This window comes from Bacillus sp. AR2-1 (assembly GCF_008368755.1).
Classification (GTDB): Bacteria; Bacillota; Bacilli; order Bacillales; family Bacillaceae_G; genus Bacillus_A; species Bacillus_A wiedmannii.
Map to the genome: position 1 here is coordinate 98,390 of NZ_QORY01000008.1, position 20,440 is coordinate 118,829.

The 20,440-nt window shown below is 36.8% G+C and carries 20 protein-coding genes; all 20 read left to right on the forward strand.

The window, feature by feature from the left end:
- Positions 1 to 159 precede the first annotated feature (159 nt).
- Positions 160 to 1,983, forward strand: a complete 1,824-nt coding sequence (gene lepA / locus DT250_RS10120) for an elongation factor 4 (RefSeq protein ID WP_001030960.1) — start codon at positions 160 to 162, stop codon at positions 1,981 to 1,983.
- Positions 1,984 to 2,143: 160 nt separating this feature from the next.
- On the forward strand, positions 2,144 to 2,518 hold the full coding sequence (locus DT250_RS10125; protein WP_001293536.1) for a winged helix-turn-helix transcriptional regulator: 375 nt from the start codon (positions 2,144 to 2,146) through the stop codon (positions 2,516 to 2,518).
- Between the two features lie 51 nt (positions 2,519 to 2,569).
- A complete protein-coding gene (hemW, locus tag DT250_RS10130) occupies positions 2,570 to 3,709 on the forward strand; it encodes a radical SAM family heme chaperone HemW (protein WP_000249446.1) in 1,140 nt (379 codons plus the stop codon).
- Positions 3,710 to 3,842: 133 nt separating this feature from the next.
- Positions 3,843 to 4,859, forward strand: coding sequence for a heat-inducible transcriptional repressor HrcA (gene hrcA / locus DT250_RS10135; protein WP_000954947.1), 1,017 nt, complete (start codon positions 3,843 to 3,845; stop codon positions 4,857 to 4,859).
- A 114-nt stretch (positions 4,860 to 4,973) separates the two neighbouring features.
- Positions 4,974 to 5,540 (forward strand): nucleotide exchange factor GrpE, encoded by a 567-nt coding sequence (grpE, locus tag DT250_RS10140; RefSeq protein ID WP_000392716.1) that lies wholly within the window; start codon positions 4,974 to 4,976, stop codon positions 5,538 to 5,540.
- A gap of 26 nt (positions 5,541 to 5,566) precedes the next feature.
- A complete protein-coding gene (gene dnaK, locus DT250_RS10145) occupies positions 5,567 to 7,402 on the forward strand; it encodes a chaperone protein DnaK (protein WP_000034697.1) in 1,836 nt (611 codons plus the stop codon).
- A 193-nt stretch (positions 7,403 to 7,595) separates the two neighbouring features.
- Positions 7,596 to 8,711, forward strand: a complete 1,116-nt coding sequence (dnaJ, locus tag DT250_RS10150; protein WP_000043954.1) for a chaperone protein DnaJ — start codon at positions 7,596 to 7,598, stop codon at positions 8,709 to 8,711.
- A 28-nt stretch (positions 8,712 to 8,739) separates the two neighbouring features.
- On the forward strand, positions 8,740 to 9,678 hold the full coding sequence (gene prmA / locus DT250_RS10155; protein WP_000872122.1) for a 50S ribosomal protein L11 methyltransferase: 939 nt from the start codon (positions 8,740 to 8,742) through the stop codon (positions 9,676 to 9,678).
- 145 nt (positions 9,679 to 9,823) lie between these two features.
- Positions 9,824 to 10,573 (forward strand): 16S rRNA (uracil(1498)-N(3))-methyltransferase, encoded by a 750-nt coding sequence (locus tag DT250_RS10160; RefSeq protein ID WP_064474770.1) that lies wholly within the window; start codon positions 9,824 to 9,826, stop codon positions 10,571 to 10,573.
- A 6-nt stretch (positions 10,574 to 10,579) separates the two neighbouring features.
- A complete protein-coding gene (mtaB, locus tag DT250_RS10165; protein ID WP_000108688.1) occupies positions 10,580 to 11,932 on the forward strand; it encodes a tRNA (N(6)-L-threonylcarbamoyladenosine(37)-C(2))-methylthiotransferase MtaB in 1,353 nt (450 codons plus the stop codon).
- Between the two features lie 466 nt (positions 11,933 to 12,398).
- The gene (rpsU, locus tag DT250_RS10170; protein WP_000048061.1) at positions 12,399 to 12,572 is read left to right on the forward strand and encodes a 30S ribosomal protein S21; all 174 of its coding nucleotides are present in this window, start codon (positions 12,399 to 12,401) and stop codon (positions 12,570 to 12,572) included.
- 15 nt (positions 12,573 to 12,587) lie between these two features.
- Positions 12,588 to 13,031, forward strand: a complete 444-nt coding sequence (locus DT250_RS10175) for a GatB/YqeY domain-containing protein (protein ID WP_000054579.1) — start codon at positions 12,588 to 12,590, stop codon at positions 13,029 to 13,031.
- Positions 13,032 to 13,139: 108 nt separating this feature from the next.
- Positions 13,140 to 13,433 carry a sporulation protein YqfC gene (gene yqfC, locus DT250_RS10180; protein ID WP_000732264.1) on the forward strand — a complete coding sequence of 98 codons (294 nt, stop codon included), beginning with the start codon at positions 13,140 to 13,142 and terminating at the stop codon, positions 13,431 to 13,433.
- 178 nt (positions 13,434 to 13,611) lie between these two features.
- A complete protein-coding gene (gene yqfD / locus DT250_RS10185; RefSeq protein WP_000792473.1) occupies positions 13,612 to 14,811 on the forward strand; it encodes a sporulation protein YqfD in 1,200 nt (399 codons plus the stop codon).
- A gap of 3 nt (positions 14,812 to 14,814) precedes the next feature.
- Positions 14,815 to 15,774: a PhoH family protein gene (locus DT250_RS10190; RefSeq protein ID WP_000840500.1), complete on the forward strand. Its 960-nt coding sequence runs from the start codon at positions 14,815 to 14,817 to the stop codon at positions 15,772 to 15,774.
- A 193-nt stretch (positions 15,775 to 15,967) separates the two neighbouring features.
- Entirely contained in the window at positions 15,968 to 18,112 is a 2,145-nt protein-coding gene (locus DT250_RS10195) for an HD family phosphohydrolase (RefSeq protein WP_149213019.1), read from the forward strand.
- Positions 18,109 to 18,579: an rRNA maturation RNase YbeY gene (ybeY, locus tag DT250_RS10200; protein ID WP_000054689.1), complete on the forward strand. Its 471-nt coding sequence runs from the start codon at positions 18,109 to 18,111 to the stop codon at positions 18,577 to 18,579. The genes DT250_RS10195 and ybeY overlap by 4 nt, the downstream gene beginning before the upstream one ends.
- Positions 18,576 to 18,929 (forward strand): diacylglycerol kinase family protein, encoded by a 354-nt coding sequence (locus DT250_RS10205; protein ID WP_149213020.1) that lies wholly within the window; start codon positions 18,576 to 18,578, stop codon positions 18,927 to 18,929. Before ybeY ends, DT250_RS10205 begins: the two co-directional genes overlap by 4 nt.
- A 99-nt stretch (positions 18,930 to 19,028) precedes the next feature.
- Positions 19,029 to 19,427, forward strand: a complete 399-nt coding sequence (locus DT250_RS10210) for a cytidine deaminase (RefSeq protein ID WP_001086294.1) — start codon at positions 19,029 to 19,031, stop codon at positions 19,425 to 19,427.
- A complete protein-coding gene (era, locus tag DT250_RS10215) occupies positions 19,420 to 20,325 on the forward strand; it encodes a GTPase Era (protein WP_001080239.1) in 906 nt (301 codons plus the stop codon). Before DT250_RS10210 ends, era begins: the two co-directional genes overlap by 8 nt.
- Positions 20,326 to 20,440: the final 115 nt, after the last annotated feature.

Consider the following 20,440-nt stretch of genomic DNA (forward strand, 5'->3'; position numbering starts at 1 on the left):
AATTTGAAAAAGGTTTGTCTCTTATGGTTTGTTCGCATAAGATATAGATAGAATGATTTGTATTGTAAGCAGCACGAGTTTTCATTGAATCTTTGCTGCTCTATTGATATAATCAGTGCTAGTGTATATTGGCGAGACTATTAGGAGTTGAGAACATAGATGAACAAAGAAGAAAGAGCAAAAAGACAGTCCAAAATCCGTAATTTCTCTATCATTGCTCATATTGACCACGGAAAATCAACGTTAGCAGACCGTATTTTAGAGAAAACAAACGCGTTAACACAACGTGAAATGAAAGCTCAATTGCTTGACTCTATGGATTTAGAGCGTGAGCGCGGTATTACAATTAAATTAAATGCAGTACAACTAACGTATAAAGCGAAAGACGGTGAAGAGTATATTCTTCACTTAATCGATACTCCAGGACACGTCGACTTTACGTACGAAGTATCTCGTAGTTTAGCGGCTTGTGAAGGTGCGATTCTTGTTGTGGATGCAGCACAAGGGATTGAGGCGCAAACATTAGCGAACGTATATTTAGCGCTTGATAATAATTTAGAAATATTACCAGTTATTAATAAGATCGACTTACCAAGTGCGGACCCAGAACGTGTACGTCAAGAGGTAGAAGATGTAATTGGTTTAGATGCATCGGAAGCTGTACTTGCTTCAGCGAAAGCTGGTATTGGTATTGAAGATATTTTAGAACAAATCGTTGAAAAGGTACCAGCTCCAACAGGGGATTCAGAAGAGCCTTTACAATGTATGATTTTCGATTCTTTATATGACCCGTACCGCGGTGTAATTGCATATATCCGTGTTGTAAATGGAACGGTAAAAGTTGGCGATAAAGTACGTATGATGGCAACTGGAAAAGAATTTGAAGTAACAGAAGTAGGTGTGTTTACACCGAAAACAACGCAACGTGACGAGTTAACAGTAGGTGATGTAGGTTTCTTAGCAGCATCTATTAAAAACGTAGGTGATACACGCGTAGGTGATACAATCACACATGCAAAACGTCCGGCTGCAGAGGCGTTAGCAGGTTATCGTAAATTAAACCCGATGGTATTCTGTGGTTTATATCCAATCGATTCTGCACGTTACAACGACTTACGTGATGCGTTAGAAAAATTAGAGTTAAACGATTCTGCTCTTGAGTTTGAACCAGAAACATCTCAAGCACTAGGATTTGGTTTCCGTTGTGGTTTCTTAGGACTTCTTCACATGGAAATCATTCAAGAACGTATTGAACGTGAATTTAAAATCGATTTAATTACAACAGCACCAAGCGTTATTTATAAAGTTTATTTAACGAACGGTGAAGATGTTATTGTTGATAATCCATCTAATATGCCAGATCCACAGTCTATTGATCGTGTAGAAGAGCCGTTTGTGAAGGCTTCAATTATGGTTCCGAATGACTATGTTGGAGCTGTAATGGAAATTTGCCAAGGTAAACGTGGAACGTTTATTGATATGCAATATTTAGATGAAACACGTGTTACACTAACATACGAAATCCCGTTATCAGAAATCGTATATGACTTCTTCGATCAGTTGAAATCAAATACGAAAGGATATGCATCGTTTGACTACGAGTTAATTGGCTACAAACCATCGAAACTTGTGAAAATGGATATTCTTTTAAATAACGAACAAGTCGATGCTCTATCATTTATCGTACACCGTGATTCAGCGTATGATCGTGGTAAAGTAATCGTAGAGAAATTAAAAGAATTAATTCCAAGACAACAGTTCGAAGTACCAATTCAGGCGACTATCGGAAACAAGGTTGTAGCACGTTCTACAATTAAGGCGATGCGTAAAAACGTACTTGCGAAATGTTACGGTGGTGACATTTCTCGTAAGCGTAAACTTCTTGATAAGCAAAAAGAAGGTAAAAAACGTATGAAGTCTGTTGGTTCTGTAGAAGTACCGCAAGAAGCATTCATGGCTGTACTGAAAATGGATGACAACTAATAATTGATTGTTATTTCATGCGGATTGAGATAAAAAAAGAAGTCGTTTATACGGCTTCTTTTTTATGTATAATTACTTTTTAGACAACGTAGCTTCTCTCATTTACAATAGTGAGGTGGCTATATTTATGAATGATTGATATAGAGTTAGGAGACTATTAATGTCCGAAAATATTCGAAAAGATATTCACGAAAAAATACAAAATGGCAATTTTAATTGTGAAAAGGAATTGACGCTTTCTATTATTAGCGGGAAGTGGAAAGTTGTGATACTGTGGCATCTTGGTGTGGAAGGGCCTCATCGTTTTAGTGAATTACAACGATTATTCCCAAGCATTTCTCATAAAGTTTTGTCGAACCAATTAAAAGAGTTAATGGAAGATGGGATTGTTGACCGAACAGTATACCCAGAAATTCCTCCGCGAGTAGAGTATTATATGACGGAATTAGGCATGTCGCTTTTACCGATCGTTGAAATGATGTATGATTGGGGAAAAATGCGAATGGAACAAATTCGTAATACGTTAGAGAAGTGAAGATTCCTCCGGAGTGCGGAGGTTTTCTTTTTAGAAAGGTAGGAGTTATATTTGGTTCAAGCTGCATATATTCATATTCCATTTTGTCAGCATATTTGTCACTATTGTGATTTTAATAAAGTGTTTATTGAACGCCAACCGGTCGATCAATATTTAGAGTATTTAGAGAAAGAAATAATAAATACAGTTCAAAAAGTACCGTTTGATAGTATGAAAACGATTTTTGTTGGTGGAGGAACTCCGACAGCGTTAAATATGGAACAGACAAAAAAGTTACTAGATATTATAAACCGTCGCTTACGTCCGTTTGCTCCAAATTGTGAATTAACATTTGAAGCGAATCCAGGTGATTTACCAAAAGAGAAGTTAAATGTATTGCTAGAAGGTGGAGTGAACCGAATTAGTTTTGGTGTGCAAACATTTCGGGATGAGTTGCTTGAGAAAATTGGGCGTAAGCATACGAGGGAAGATGCATTTGTAGCAATTAGAGAAGCGCAGGAAGTGGGCTTTAAAAATATAAATGTAGATATTATTTATGCTCTGCCAGGGCAGACGATAGAAGATGTAAAAGAAACATTAGACATTGCTTTTACGCTTGGTGTACAACATTTCTCAGCATATTCATTAATTGTGGAACCGAAAACTGTGTTTTATAACTTAATGAATAAAGGGAAATTAAGACTTCCAGGTGAAGATCATGAAGCAAAAATGTATGAAATGGTAATGGATGAAATGGAGAAACACGGCTATAGCCAGTATGAAATTAGCAATTTCTCAAAAGGTGATAATGAAAGTAGACACAATCTCACATACTGGAATAATGAGGAGTATTATGGATTTGGAGCTGGAGCGCATAGTTATGTAAATGGAGAACGTATCCAAAATGTAGGGCCGCTCAAGCAATATTTCAATAAAATCGATGAAACTGGATTTCCGTATTTAGATGTTCACGCGGTGACGGAGAAAGAAAGAATGGAAGAAGAGTTGTTCTTAGGACTTCGAAAAACACAAGGTGTATCTAAAATATTGTTTCAAAAGAAATTTAATATGGAGATGAATCAAGTTTTCGCGAAGCAGTTGCAAAAAAATCAAGAACAAGGATTGCTTGAAGAGAAAGATGGATATGTTCGTTTAACGCGAAAAGGAAAATTATTAGGGAATGAAGTATTCCAATCATTTTTGATTGACTAATTAAATGTTCCATAAACGTGAAAAAGTTTCATTATTTCGTGACGTTTCCGTTGACAATTGAATGTCAATTTTGGTAAGTTATTAATAGATTTAGCACTCGAAGACAAAGAGTGCTAACAGAGGTGATGATGAGATGCTTACGGAACGTCAGCTCTTAATTTTACAAACAATTATTGATGACTTTATTGGATCAGCGCAACCTGTTGGGTCGAGGACGTTGGCTAAGAAAGATGAAATTACGTTTAGTTCAGCTACTATTCGAAATGAAATGGCTGATTTAGAGGAACTAGGATTTATTGAGAAAACGCATAGTTCTTCAGGACGTGTTCCTTCTGAAAAAGGATATCGTTTTTATGTAGACCATCTTTTAGCGCCGCAAAACTTACCGAACGATGAAATTGTACAAATTAAAGATTTATTTGCTGAAAGAATTTTTGAAGCGGAAAAGATTGCACAGCAATCGGCTCAAATTTTATCAGAGCTTACGAATTATACGGCCATTGTTCTTGGACCGAAGTTAAGCACAAATAAACTTAAAAACGTACAAATTGTACCGCTTGATCGTCAAACTGCAGTCGCTATTATTGTAACTGATACAGGGCATGTACAAAGCAAAACGATTACCGTTCCGGAATCTGTTGATTTATCAGATTTAGAAAAAATGGTTAATATTTTAAATGAAAAGCTGTCGGGTGTACCAATGGCAGAACTGCATAACAAAATCTTTAAAGAGATTGTTACAGTTTTACGTGGATATGTTCATAATTACGATAGTGCAATAAAAATGTTAGATGGTACATTTCAAGTTCCTTTATCGGAAAAGATATACTTTGGAGGCAAAGCAAATATGCTCTCGCAACCAGAGTTCCATGACATTCACAAAGTAAGATCCTTGCTGACGATGATTGATAATGAAGCCGAGTTTTATGACATTTTGCGTCATAAACAAGTAGGTATTCAAGTGAACATTGGTAGGGAAAACTCTGCGACGGCCATGGAAGATTGTAGTTTAATTTCTGCAACATATTCGATTGGAGAAGAACAGCTTGGAACAATTGCTATTTTAGGTCCGACAAGAATGCAATACTCTCGGGTAATTAGTTTGTTACAGTTATTTACGAGACAATTTACTGATGGACTTAAAAAGTAAATGAGAGTAATACATTCGCTCAAGTAATGAAATTTTCATTGCTGTGTGTAATATATAATGCTTAAGGAATTGTGTTCAGCATAATACCTAATACCTTTTAAGGAGGTGAATATTGTGGAAGAGCGTAACGAACAAGTGGTAGAAGAAGTAAAAGAAGCGCAAGTTGAAGAAGCTGTCACGACAGAAAACAGTGAAAAAACTGTAGAAGAAAAAAGTGAGGCTGCTCTTTTACAAGAAAAAGTAGATGAGTTACAAGCGAAGCTAACGGAAACGGAAGGTCGCACATTACGTCTACAAGCTGATTTTGAAAATTATAAGCGTCGTGTCCAAATGGATAAACAGGCTGCTGAAAAATATAGAGCACAAAGTCTAGTTTCAGATATTTTGCCAGCTCTTGATAATTTTGAAAGAGCGATGCAAGTGGAAGCAACTGATGAGCAAACGAAATCCTTGTTACAAGGTATGGAAATGGTGCATCGTCAATTGCTAGAAGCGTTGACTAAAGAAGGCGTTGAAGCGATTGAAGCTGTTGGTAAACAGTTTGATCCTAATGAACACCAAGCTATTATGCAAGTGGAAGATAGTGAATTTGAATCAAACGCGGTAGTTGAAGAATTCCAAAAAGGTTATAAACTAAAAGACCGTGTGATTCGCCCATCAATGGTAAAAGTAAATCAATAATTTACATAAAAGTAGGAGGATTCGCCATGAGTAAAATTATCGGTATTGACTTAGGTACAACAAACTCTTGTGTAGCTGTTATGGAAGGTGGAGAACCAAAGGTTATCCCAAATCCAGAAGGAAACCGTACAACACCTTCTGTTGTAGCTTTCAAAAATGAAGAGCGTCAAGTTGGGGAAGTTGCAAAGCGTCAAGCAATTACAAACCCAAATACAATCATGTCTGTTAAACGTCATATGGGTACAGACTACAAAGTAGAAGTTGAAGGTAAAGATTATACACCTCAAGAAATTTCTGCAATCATTTTACAAAACTTAAAAGCTTCTGCTGAAGCATACTTAGGTGAAACAGTAACGAAAGCTGTTATTACAGTACCTGCATACTTCAACGATGCAGAACGTCAAGCAACAAAAGATGCTGGTCGTATCGCTGGTTTAGAAGTTGAGCGTATCATTAACGAACCAACAGCAGCAGCGCTTGCTTACGGTTTAGAAAAACAAGATGAAGAGCAAAAAATCTTAGTATATGACTTAGGTGGCGGTACATTTGACGTATCTATCCTTGAGTTAGCAGATGGAACATTCGAAGTTATTTCAACTGCTGGTGACAACCGTCTTGGTGGAGATGACTTTGACCAAGTTATTATTGACCACTTAGTAGCTGAGTTCAAAAAAGAAAATAACATTGATTTAAGCCAAGATAAAATGGCACTTCAACGTTTGAAAGATGCAGCTGAAAAAGCGAAAAAAGATCTTTCTGGCGTAACACAAACACAAATTTCATTACCATTCATTAGTGCTGGAGCTGCTGGTCCATTACACTTAGAATTAACGTTAACAAGAGCGAAATTCGAAGAGATTTCAGCAGGTCTTGTTGAAAGAACGTTAGAGCCAACTCGTCGTGCATTAAAAGACGCTGGTTTTGCTCCAAGCGAATTAGATAAAGTTATCCTTGTTGGTGGATCTACTCGTATCCCAGCTGTACAAGAAGCTATTAAACGTGAAACTGGTAAAGAACCATATAAAGGTGTAAACCCTGATGAAGTTGTAGCATTAGGTGCTGCAGTTCAAGGTGGCGTACTTACTGGTGATGTAGAAGGCGTACTATTATTAGACGTAACTCCACTTTCTTTAGGTATTGAAACTATGGGTGGTGTGTTCACGAAATTAATCGAGCGTAACACTACAATTCCAACAAGTAAGTCACAAGTATTCTCAACAGCTGCTGATAACCAACCGGCAGTAGACATTCACGTATTACAAGGTGAGCGTCCAATGTCAGCTGACAACAAAACATTAGGTCGTTTCCAATTAACAGACCTTCCACCAGCACCACGTGGTATTCCACAAATCGAAGTAACATTCGATATTGATGCGAACGGTATCGTTAACGTACGTGCAAAAGACTTAGGAACAAGCAAAGAGCAAACTATTACAATCCAATCTTCTTCAGGTCTTTCTGATGAAGAAGTAGATCGTATGGTACAAGAAGCGGAAGCAAATGCTGACGCTGACCAAAAACGTAAGGAAGAAGTTGAACTTCGTAACGAAGCTGACCAACTTGTATTCCAAACGGATAAAGTTGTAAAAGATTTAGAAGGTAAAGTGGATGCGGCTGAAGTTGCAAAAGCAACAGAAGCGAAAGAAGCATTACAAGCTGCGATCGAGAAGAACGAGCTTGAGGAAATCCGTGCGAAAAAAGACGCTTTACAAGAAATCGTACAACAATTAACTGTTAAATTATACGAGCAAGCTCAAGCAGCTGCAGGGCAAGCAGAAGGTGCACAAGGAGCACAAGATGCTGGCGCGAAGAAAGACAATGTAGTAGACGCTGAGTTCGAAGAAGTAAAAGAAGATAAGTAATATAAATAAGTAAGATGACAAAAAGTCAAAGTCAAGCGTGCCTTGACTTTGGCTTTTTTCACGAATGAAAAGAAAAGTGTGAGGTTCTTAAGTTTTTTACTTTGCATACTGTAAGTGAGGAAACTTTGTTGCAAAGCACTTTCTTTCGGTGTTAAAATTACGTTTATGTGAAAGATTCGGGGGTTGTAAATTTATGAGTAAACGAGACTATTATGAGGTCCTTGGACTTAGCCAGGGTGCTTCAAAAGATGAAATAAAAAAAGCGTATCGTCGTTTGGCTAAAAAATACCATCCAGACGTAAGTAAAGAAGAAAATGCAATTGAAAAGTTTAAAGAAGTACAAGAAGCATACGAAGTATTAAGCGACGATCAAAAGCGCGCGCAATATGATCAATTTGGTCATGCTGGTGCAAATCAAGGTTTCGGTGGCTTTGGCGGCGGAGGAGACTTCGGCGGTGGCTTCGGTTTCGAAGATATCTTTAGTTCGTTCTTTGGCGGCGGTGGCGGTAGACGTCGTGATCCAAATGCTCCGCGTCAAGGTGCTGACTTACAATATCAAGTTACTTTAGAGTTTGAGGAAGCTATTTTTGGTAAAGAATTAAATGTTGAGATTCCGGTAGAAGATCCATGTGATACTTGTAAAGGTAGCGGAGCGAAACCAGGAACTTCAAAAGAAACATGTAAACATTGTTCAGGATCAGGGCAAGTAAGTGTAGAACAAAATACACCATTTGGTCGTATCGTAAACCGTCAAGCTTGTGGTCATTGTTCAGGAACTGGTCAAATGATTAAAGAAAAATGTACGACATGTCACGGTTCTGGTAAAGTACGTAAACGTAAAAAAATCAATGTTAAAATTCCAGCAGGTATTGATAATGGTCAACAAATTCGTGTATCTGGAAAAGGTGAAGCGGGCGTAAATGGCGGACCGGCAGGAGATTTATATGTTGTTGTTCATGTGAGAAATCATGAATTCTTTGAGCGTGAAGGAGATCACATTATTTGTGAAATGCCATTAACATTTGCGCAAATGGCACTTGGTGCTGAAGTGGAAGTTCCTACTGTTCATGGGAAAGTGAAGCTAAAAATTCCAGCAGGAACACAAACAGGAACAGAATTCCGCTTAAAAGGAAAAGGTGCTCCGAACGTACGTGGATACGGTCAAGGAGATCAATATGTAGTCGTTCGTGTTGTTGTACCGACGAAATTAACTTCACATCAAAAAGAGTTATTACGTGAATTTGCGGGACAAGAAGAGCAGGATGATAGTTTATTTGGAAAGCTTAAACGTGCTTTCAAAGGGGAATAATGGAAATAAAAAATGGAGTTGGTAAATTGTGAAATGGTCAGAAGTTAGTATTCATACAACAGAAGAAGCAGTAGAAGCTGTCTCTCATATTTTACATGAAGCTGGTGCTAGTGGAGTTGCGATTGAGGATCCAGCGGAGTTGACGAAAGAGCGCGAGCAACAATATGGTGAAATTTATGCATTGAACCCAGATGAATATCCGGCGGAAGGTGTATTAATAAAAGCATATTTCCCACAAACGGATTCTTTACAGGAAACGATTGCGGGTGTAAAATCATCTATTGATATGCTTCCATCTTACGACATCGAAATTGGTACTGGAAATATTACCGTTAACGAAGTCAATGAAGAAGATTGGGCTACTGCTTGGAAAAAATATTACCATCCAGTACAAATTTCTGATACATTCACAATTGTGCCGACGTGGGAAGAATATACACCAGCTTCTCCGGAAGAAAAAATTATTGAATTAGATCCAGGTATGGCGTTTGGGACAGGAACTCATCCGACAACAACGATGTGTATTCGTGCTTTAGAAAAAACAGTTCAGCCAGGTGATACTGTCATTGATGTAGGAACAGGTTCTGGTGTACTTAGTATTGCAGCGGCAAAATTAGGTGCGTCTTCTGTTCAAGCGTATGATTTAGATCCGGTTGCAGTGGAAAGTGCAGAAATGAATGTACGTTTAAATAAAACAGATGATATCGTGTCTGTTGGGCAAAATAGTCTTTTAGAAGGTATTGAAGGTCCTGTTGATTTAATCGTAGCTAACTTATTAGCAGAAATTATTCTTTTATTCCCTGAGGATGCAGCAAGAGTTGTGAAGTCGGGCGGATTATTTATTACATCGGGCATTATTGCAGCGAAGGAAAAGATAATTTCTGAAGCGCTAGAAAAAGCTGGATTTACAATTGAAGAAGTATTACGAATGGAAGATTGGGTAGCAATTATTGCACGAAATGCGTAATATAGATTTTAGTTTATAATGAAAAGGGGAGTCTCTCACTATAAGGTGAGGGACTTGCCGTTTGTTATATGAAAAAATGATAACGTTTCGTTCTTTTCGTAAGTGTTGACTTACGAAAGGAACGAAACTCTACTAAGGTGATTATATGCAACGTTATTTTGTAGAAGAGAAATATGTAAATGAGACAAGCATTCGCATTGTAGGTGATGACGTACATCATATCGCAAGAGTGATGCGTATGTCAGCTGGTGATCACATTTATTGCTGTGTAAACGGAAAAACAGCAGTATGTTCAATTGATGAAATTACCAGTGAATTTATTAATACGGCTATTGTAGAATGGGTAGAGGCGTCAAGTGAACTTCCTGTTTTCGTGACGATTGCAAGTGGACTGCCAAAAGGAGACAAGCTAGAGTTAATTTTCCAAAAAGGAACTGAGCTTGGGGCGGCCGCATTTTTACCATTTCAAGCATCTCGCTCTATTGTAAAATGGGATGCGAAAAAAGCTGATAAAAAAGTTGAGCGTTTAAGAAAAATTGTGAAAGAAGCTGCGGAACAATCGCATAGAAGCGAAATTCCAGAAGTGCATGCTCCGGCATCATTTAAGCAATTGCTTTCAATGAGCAATGAGTATGATGTATGTCTTGTTGCGTACGAAGAGGAAGCAAAACAAGGTGAGAAATCCAATTTTGCTAAAGCTTTAACGACGATGAAACCAGGCCAAAAACTATTGATTGTATTTGGACCAGAAGGTGGTTTAGCGGAGGAAGAGATTACTACGCTTCGTGAACATAAATTTGTACCATGTAGTTTAGGACCAAGAATTTTAAGAACAGAAACGGCGCCGTTATATGCGTTAAGTGCTGCTTCGTATCATTTTGAATTGATGGGGTGATGATCAATGTCAACTGTTGCGTTCCATACGTTAGGTTGTAAAGTAAACCACTATGAAACAGAGGCCATTTGGCAATTGTTTAAACAAGGTGGATATGAAAGAACTGAATATGAAAAGAAAGCTGATGTATATGTTATTAATACGTGTACAGTAACGAATACGGGGGATAAGAAAAGCCGTCAAGTTATTAGACGTGCTGTTCGTCAAAATCCGGATGCGGTTATTTGTGTAACGGGATGTTATGCACAAACATCTCCAGCGGAAATTATGGCGATTCCAGGTGTAGATATTGTAGTTGGTACACAGGATCGTGAAAAGATGTTAGGATACATTGAAGAATTCCGCAAAGAACGTCAACCAATTAATGCGGTCCGCAACATTATGAAAACACGTGTATACGAAGAACTGGATGTACCTTATTTCACGGATCGTACACGTGCATCTTTAAAAATACAAGAAGGTTGTAATAATTTCTGTACATTCTGTATTATTCCTTGGGCACGTGGTTTAATGCGTTCTCGTGATGGAAAAGAAGTTATTAAACAAGCGCAGCAATTAGTAGATGCAGGTTATAAAGAAATCGTATTAACAGGTATCCATACAGGTGGGTACGGTGAAGATATTAAAGATTATAACTTAGCTGGATTACTTCGTGATATGGAAGCGGAAGTAGGCGGATTAAAACGTCTTCGTATTTCTTCTATTGAAGCGAGTCAGATTTCAGATGAAGTAATTGAAGTGTTAGATAAGTCTGAAGTAGTTGTACGTCACTTGCACATTCCATTGCAATCTGGATCTAATACTGTATTAAAGCGTATGCGTCGTAAGTATACAATGGAATTTTTCCAAGAGCGTTTAGATCGATTGAAAGAAGCGTTACCAGGCCTTGCGATTACATCGGATGTAATTGTTGGTTTCCCAGGTGAAACAGAAGAAGAATTCATGGAAACATACAATTTCATTAAAGAGAATCGCTTCTCTGAGTTACACGTATTCCCTTACTCAAAGCGTACAGGAACACCTGCAGCGCGTATGGAAGATCAAGTTCCTGAAGATGTGAAGAATGATCGTGTTCATCGTTTAATTGAATTATCTAACCAATTAGCGAAAGAGTATGCGTCACAGTTTGAAGGGGAAGTGCTTGAGATCATTCCGGAAGAGCAATTTAAAGAGGGCGACCGTAAAGGGTTATATGTAGGCTATACGGATAACTACTTAAAAATTGTATTTGAAGGATCAGAAGAGTTAATTGGTAAGCTAGTGAAAGTGAAAATTACGAAAGCTGGTTATCCATATAACGAAGCGCAATTTGTTCGTGTTCTTGAAGATGATGTAAAAAAAGAATCAGCAAGCGCATAAAATGAAACTTTAATCAGTGGGGTTTTTGTTCCTCACCACTAATTATCAGCCGGATTCCTACCTAAGTTCTTTGCTTGTGCTGAATTTTGAGGTGGGGGGGCTTACTGCCCGGCAAATAGCGGAATAAAAAAAGCATGCAAACGGAAACGATTTGCATGCTTTCTTTTTTTCGTGGAGAAGTTAAGTACGGAAAAAGGCAGGTACGTCGAATAAGTAGTTGTTTCGTACATTCCTGCATTAAAAAAGATGTAATGATAAAAATATAGTTGTCTTCAGGGGAAATGGATAATAGCTATCTACGTAGCTTTTGAACAGGAAAGGGCATCTATTCTTCTTTTATTCTGCCAAATAGTTGACCTGAAGTGATAAAATGTATTATAATCGTAAAAGACATGCTGAAGAAGGGTTTCTTTTTGCATGCTGAAATTAGTATGTAAGTGTGATGTTTCGGAGGGAGGGAAAGAGAATGTCAAAAACAGTCGTTCGTAAAAACGAGTCTTTGGAGGATGCACTTCGCCGTTTTAAAAGATCGGTTTCTAAAACTGGTACACTTGCTGAAGCAAGAAAGCGCGAGTTTTATGAAAAACCAAGTGTAAAACGTAAGAAGAAATCTGAAGCGGCAAGAAAGCGTAAATTCTAAGAGAGGGTGTAAGTGATGAGTCTTCTCGGTCGTTTAAACGATGATATGAAACAAGCGATGAAGAATAAACAAAAAGAAAAATTAACCGTTATTCGTATGGTTAAGGCTGCTTTACAAAATGAAGGTATTAAACTGCAACATACTCTTACTGAAGAAGAGGAATTAACAGTTTTAGCTCGTGAAGTAAAACAGTATAAGGACTCCCTCCTTGAATTTAAAAAAGCTGGTCGTGAAGACCTTGTTAATAAACTGCAAAGTGAAATTCAGATTTTAAGCGCATATTTGCCGGAGCAATTAACAGAAGAAGAACTAGCGAATGTAATTAAGCAAGTTATTTCTGAAGTTGGTGCAACTTCTAAAGCAGATATGGGTAAGGTGATGACTGCTGTTATGCCGAAAGTAAAAGGTAAAACAGACGGATCACTTGTGAATAAGTTGGTTATCCAGCTATTAGCATAAAAAAACGTCTCATTTCGTATGAGACGTTTTTTTATGCTTTTTTTCAGTTTGGACGTGATATTACAAGCTCTTTTTTCATACATATGGGATGAGAGGGGGTCTTTTGAGATGAAAAAATTAGAACAAATGAAGAATTGGTTAACAAAGCAAATAGACCTGCCAGTGGATGTGCTAATGGATCTACCTCGGATCACGCTTGTTGGGCAAGTGCATATCTATATAGAAAATCATCGGGGTTTATTAGTGTTTTCAGATAAAGAAGTAAGATTGTTATTAAAGCACGGTCAATTATTAATTAAAGGGCAATCCTTTATTATTAAAACAATCCTTCCAGAAGAACTTTTGCTTGAAGGAATAATTGAGCAAGTGACATTTTTAGAAAACGAAAAAAAAGAGGAGTGAGGGAAACTTCCATATGTGAAGTTTTTCTTCGTTATTTTCGTGATTCGACCTTACTATTCAGTTTATCTCGCTATTTATGGGTGGTAGAACTCTTTATTTCATTTTCGTACGAGCTATTTTGCTAATTAAAGTGAAAAAAGTAGTGTGTATACTTTTGGAAAGGTAGTGGAGATAGTAGATGAAAAATAAATGGTTTATAAAGTGGCTTGGATATGTAAAAGTACGAATTGAAGGTAGAGGTGCAGAACGGTTCGTTAACGAATGTGTACGTAGAAAATTATTAGTTTGGGATGTTAAGAAAATTGCTGATGAAACGTTAGTTTTTTGTATGTTATTACGAGATGTGAAGAAAATAAAACCAATTTATAGAAAAAATGAATGTAAATTATATTTTATTGGGCGTTACGGTTTTCCTTTTTTGAATAAGCGTTTAATTAAAAATAGTGGATTCTTAATTGGTTTTTTAATTTTCTTTTTTGGCATGATTGCATTATCCAATATGGTTTGGAAAATTGAAATTACAGGAGCGAAACCTGAAACAGAATATATATTGATGAAAGAATTGGACAAAATGGGTATTAAAAAAGGAAAATTACAATTCCAAATGCCTAATGTAGAAGATGTACAACGTCATTTGACAGACAATATTAATGCGATTACTTGGGCGGGATTAGAAATAAGAGGAACGACGTACCATTTTAAAATTGTTGAAAAAAACGAGCCGAAAAAAGAAAAGGAACAAAGACCGCAAAATTTAGTTGCAAAAAAAGAAGCGATTGTGACAAAAACATTTGTTGAAGTAGGAAAACCAGTTGTCTTGAAAAATGACCATGTCGAAAAAGGACAGCTTCTCGTATCAGGGATATACGGTAATGAGGAGAGTCCGACGATTGTTTCGGCGAAAGGTATTGTATATGGAGAAACGTGGTACACATCTGAGGTGAGTGTACCACTAAAGACGCAATTTCAAGTATATACTGGCAATGCGTATAATGAGCATTACCTTACATTTGGGAGTGCGAAAATAAAAATATGGGGATTTCAACATGATAAGTATAAACGCTCTCGTACTGAAAGTGTAAAACACGATGTGAAACTATTTGGTTTTACACTGCCGATCGCGTATGAAAAAGATATTGTACGAGAAGAGGAAGAAGCGAATCGGGAATATACAGAAAAACAGGCAATGAAAGTAGCGAAAGAGATGGCTGAAAAAGAACTAAAGAAAAAATTGGATGAACATGCTATGATTGTAAGTGATAAGATTTTGAGTAAAGAGGTTGAGGCGGATCAACTAAAAGTCACATTGCATTATACTGTGATCGAAAATATTGCAGAGCCACAACCAATATCCGAATCCGATATTCAAGGAGACTGAGTAATGGCAGAACAATTAGTAGAAATGAACCAACAATTGGAAAATGCTAACGAAGCAATCGCTCTTTTTGGAGTCAATGATGCTCATTTGAAAGTAATTGAACGGGAATTGAATGTATCGATTGTAACTAGAGGTGAAACTGTTCATGCATCTGGAGCAGTTGAAACTGTGACACTCGTAGAAAAAATCTTACAGCAATTACTTGTTGTTATTCGAAAAGGTATATCAATTACTGAAAGAGATGTTGCGTATGCAATTCAGCTCGCACAACAAGGGAAAATTGCTCAATTTGAAGAGTTATATGAAGAAGAAATCTTTAAAACGGCAAAAGGTAAATCCATTCGTGTAAAAACAATGGGGCAAAGAAGATATATTCATGCAATGAAGAAGAATGATATTGTATTTGGAATGGGACCTGCTGGGACTGGGAAAACATACTTAGCTGTAGTAATGGCTGTGAGAGCTTTAAAGCAAGGGTATGTAAAGAAAATTATTTTAACGAGACCGGCTGTAGAAGCTGGAGAAAGTTTAGGTTTTTTACCAGGAGATTTGAAAGAGAAGGTAGATCCGTATTTACGTCCATTGTATGATGCTTTGCACGATATTCTTGGACAAGAATATACGCAACGTATGATGGAGCGAGGGGTAATTGAAATTGCACCTCTTGCTTATATGAGAGGGCGTACGCTCGATGATTCATTTGTTATTTTAGATGAAGCGCAAAATACAACGGGTGCACAAATAAAAATGTTTTTAACTAGATTAGGTTTTAGTTCTAAAATGGTTATTACGGGGGACCCTTCACAAGTAGACTTACCAAAAGGGGTAAAATCAGGGCTTTCGCTAGCTTCTAACATTTTATCTGGTGTATCAGGTCTTTCATTCATTACATTAGAACAAACGGACGTTGTGAGGCATCCGCTGGTGCAACGTATTATTGAGGCATATGATAAAATGGAATGATCCTATTTGTCAGGATCATTTCTTTTTGTATTAAGGTTGGCGAACGGCATATTTTTTACTATCATAAAAGATAAGAGAAATAAACTATAGGTGCTGGTGTATCAAAATGTTACTTAAAAGTATTGTTGGCTAGAAGAAATGAAAGCTATAAATAGTTTCACTTTATTTCTGGAGAGGAGAAGGTATTGAAATCATGTTAAGATCTGAAGAAATTTCTAAGTGGTTTCGTAATTTACAACATTCGAAAAAACTAAGTTGGATTTCTTACGTTTTATTAGGAGCAGTGCTGTTTTTTGCACTTATGAATAATGTAAAACCAGAGCAATTAGATGTTGATATGTATTCTATTGCAAAAAAAACAATTCATTCTCCTATTAAAATTGAAGATAAGGTTATAACGGACAGAAAAAAACAAGAGGCCGCTCAAAAAGTTGGAGATCAATATACATATAGAAGTGAATATAAACAAAATAGAGTAGATATTGTAAATGATGTTTTTGCTAAGGTAAATGAAGCAATTCAAGAGATGAAAGCTGCTGGACCTGAAGAGCAAAAAAAGATGACCGATGCAAATAAATTAGAAAAATTGAAGAAGAAGTTGCCATCTGATTTAACAAAGGAATTATCTGATGAGAATTTATTATATTTTATTAATGCAGAACCGGATCAATTAGAATTAGCAAAGAACGCGGCTCTAACGTCTATTAGTGTTATTATGGGTGGAAATATTAAAATGTCCGAAGAAATAGCAGCAAAAGAGCGATTTGTTAATGAAATGAAAAGCCTCAATGTGAATAGTGGATTGAAGGAAGCTGTGAACGCGCTAGGATCATATGCGATTACAGCAAATTATTTTTATGATCCGGCTGTAACGAAAGAGAAGAAGAAAGCGGAAGAAGATTTAATTCCACCTGTTTATATTCTTCAAGGACAAGTTATTGTTAGAGAAGGTGAAACAATTTCAAGTGATATGTATAATCAGTTGAAATTAGTCGGTTTATTAGAGAAAGGTAATAGTTTTCAGCCTTATGTTGGATTAGCAGTGCTCATTGGTGTGTTACTGTACTTTATGCATAAGCAGTTTGAAGTATTTTTACAGCGTAAAAGAGAAGATAGACCGTATATTTTAGCGTATATTACAATTTTATCTATCACGATTGTTTTAATGAAAACGATTAGTTTGTTTCAAAAGCTTGAATATGCAGGAATTGCGTATGTTGTCCCGGTTGCGATGGGAACAATACTTGTAAAACTAATGATTGGCGACCGATTTGTATTTTTAACAAGTATGATTTTTTCTGTGTGCGGAAGTATTATGTTTAATGAAGGGGTAACAAGTACACTGAATTATAGTGTAGGTATTTATGTGTTGTTAAGTTCATTATCAGTAAGCATTTTCTTAAGAGAAAAAAATCGTCGTACGATGATTTTGCAAGCTGGTATACTCGTTTCTATCTTAAATGTGGTCGTCTTAGCGGCGTTATTATTATTACGTAATGGGAATTTTTCACCTCTTGAAATTGGAACGCAATTATTGATGGCTTCCGTTTCAGGAATTATCTCATCCGTTTTGGCTATGGGGATATTACCATATTTAGAGAGTGGACTTGGAATTGTATCAAGCATGAAGCTTATGGAACTATCAAGTCCGAATCATCCGCTTTTACGTAGAATTTTGTTAGAAGCGCCAGGAACGTATCACCACAGTGTAATGGTAGCGAATCTTTCTGAGGCAGCGTGTGAAGCGGTTGGAGCAAATGGTGTATTAGCACGTGTAGGGGCGTATTATCATGATGTAGGAAAAACAGTACAACCGCAATTCTTTATTGAAAACCAGATGGGAATTGAAAATCCACATGATAAATTAGATCCTGTGACGAGTAAAGATATTATCATTGCTCATGTAACAGATGGAGTCAGAATGCTCGAAGAATACCATATTCCGCAAGAAATTATCGATATTGCTGGACAACACCATGGTACAACATTACTTAAATATTTTTATTATAAGGCGATTAAAGAAGATAAAGAAAAATATACAGAAGAGATGTTTCGCTATCCAGGATCAAAAGCAACTTCTAAAGAGTCGGCAATTGTTGGTATTGCTGATAGTGTTGAGGCGGCAGTACGTTCTATGAATCACCCAACGCCAGATCAAATTAATAATTTAGTACAAAGTATTATTAAAGATCGCCTGCAAGATGGGCAATTTAGTGAATGTGATTTGACGTTTAAGGAACTACAAATCGTTGGAAAAACGTTATGTGAAACGTTAAATGGTATTTTCCATTCGCGTATTACATATCCGGAACCACCGGAAGAGAAGGAGAAAGAATGAGTTTATTAATTGATTTCATTGATGAAACAGAAGAAGTGAAAGAAGAATATGTGAATTTAATTCGTGAGATATTAGAAAAAGCAGCTCAAATGGAAAAAATAGAGGATGGTGCGGAGTTATCAGTGACATTTGTAGATAACGAACGCATTCGCGAGATTAATCGTGATTACCGAGATAAGGATCAGCCTACTGATGTCATTTCCTTTGCTATGGAAGAAATGGGAGAAGGAGAAATGGAAATTGTAGGTGCAGAGATGCCTCGTATGTTAGGTGACCTTATTATTTCTATTCCGAGAGCGAAAGAACAAGCTGAAGAGTATGGACATTCTTTTGATCGTGAACTTGGCTTTTTAGCGTTACATGGCTTTTTACATTTACTTGGTTATGACCACATGACAGAAGAGGATGAAAAAGAAATGTTTGGAAGACAAAAAGAAATTTTAGAGGCATTTGGATTAGGTCGATGAAAAAAGGAAAACTTATAAATAGTTTTGGATATGCTATAGCAGGTATATTCTTTTGTCTTCGTCATGAACGCAATATGAAAATTCATTATGTAGCCGCAGTCATTGTTATATGCTGCGGCTTTTATTTCCATATTACGAAAGTAGAGTGGATAGTATTACTTATTGTAATAGGAATTGTAATGAGTTTAGAGATGGTAAATACGGCTGTGGAAAAAACAGTAGATTTAGCGACTACCGATATACATCCGTTTGCGAAAATTGCAAAGGATGTCGCAGCCGGATCGGTTTTATTGTTTGCGATAATAGCCGTTATAATTGGTGCTATTATCTTTTTGCCGTATGTGGTATAGTTGCATTCCAAAGCTTTTATGAAGCTTTGAAAGTGCCGTAAAGGCCTTTAATGAGAGAGTGTATCTATTCACAGCTGTGGACAGGAAGGATGCGGGAATATGAATAGTAAACAATTAATTCAAGAAGCAATCGAAGCGCGTAAACAAGCGTACGTACCATATTCTAAATTTCAAGTAGGTGCAGCATTATTAACACAGGATGGAAAAGTATATCGTGGATGTAATGTTGAGAATGCATCATATGGCTTATGTAACTGTGCAGAAAGAACAGCTTTATTTAAGGCGGTTTCTGAAGGAGATAAAGAGTTTGTAGCTATCGCGATTGTGGCGGATACAAAGCGTCCAGTACCTCCTTGTGGAGCATGTCGACAAGTTATGGTAGAATTATGTAAACAGGATACGAAAGTATACCTATCAAATTTACATGGTGACGTTCAAGAGACGACAGTCGGAGAATTGTTACCAGGAGCATTTTTAGCGGAGGATTTACATGAATAGAAAAGGTTATAAATCAGGTTTTGTCTCTATTATTGGCAGACCGAATGTTGGGAAATCTACATTTTTAAATCGTATTATCGGCCAGAAAATTGCCATTATGAGTGATAAGCCACAAACAACTCGTAATAAAATTCAAGGCGTATATACAGAAAATGATTCACAAGTAATTTTTATTGATACACCAGGAATACATAAACCTAAACATAAATTAGGCGACTTCATGGTGAAGATGGCTCAAACGACATTAAAAGAAGTTGATATTGTTCTGTTTATGGTCAATGCAGTTGAAGGATTTGGTCGCGGTGAGGAATTCATTATTGAGAAATTAAAAGAAACGAAACAACCAGTATTTTTAGTAATTAATAAAATTGACCAACTTCATCCAGAGCAATTATTAGAGTTAATTGATCAATACCGTAAACTATATGAGTTTGCAGAGATTGTACCAATTTCTGCATTAGACGGCAATAATGTGGATGCTTTAATTGGAACAATTAAAAAGTATTTACCAGAAGGACCGCAATACTATCCAGATAATCAAGTAACGGATCATCCAGAGCGATTTATTATTTCAGAGCTTATTCGTGAAAAAGTATTACATTTAACACGTGAAGAAGTGCCGCACTCTGTAGCGGTTGTTATTGATGCAATTCAAAAACGTGAGGGCGGAGCGGTTTATATAAACGCAACGATTGTTGTTGAACGTGCATCACAAAAAGGAATTATTATAGGTAAGCAAGGAAAGATGTTAAAAGAAGTCGGTAAGCGAGCTCGTTTTGACATTGAAGCATTACTTGGTTCTAAAGTATTTTTAGAAGTATGGGTAAAAGTGCAAAAAGATTGGCGTAATAAAATGTCTCAGCTTCGTGACCTTGGTTTCCGCGAAGACGAGTACTAAAATAGAGTAAATCTGTAATCAGCGGATGTTTTGTTCATCCGCTGATTATTGGTTTTTATGAGTTTTGATAAATTAGGAAAAATTTTTCTCACATGAAAATGGACAAAATGGGTCA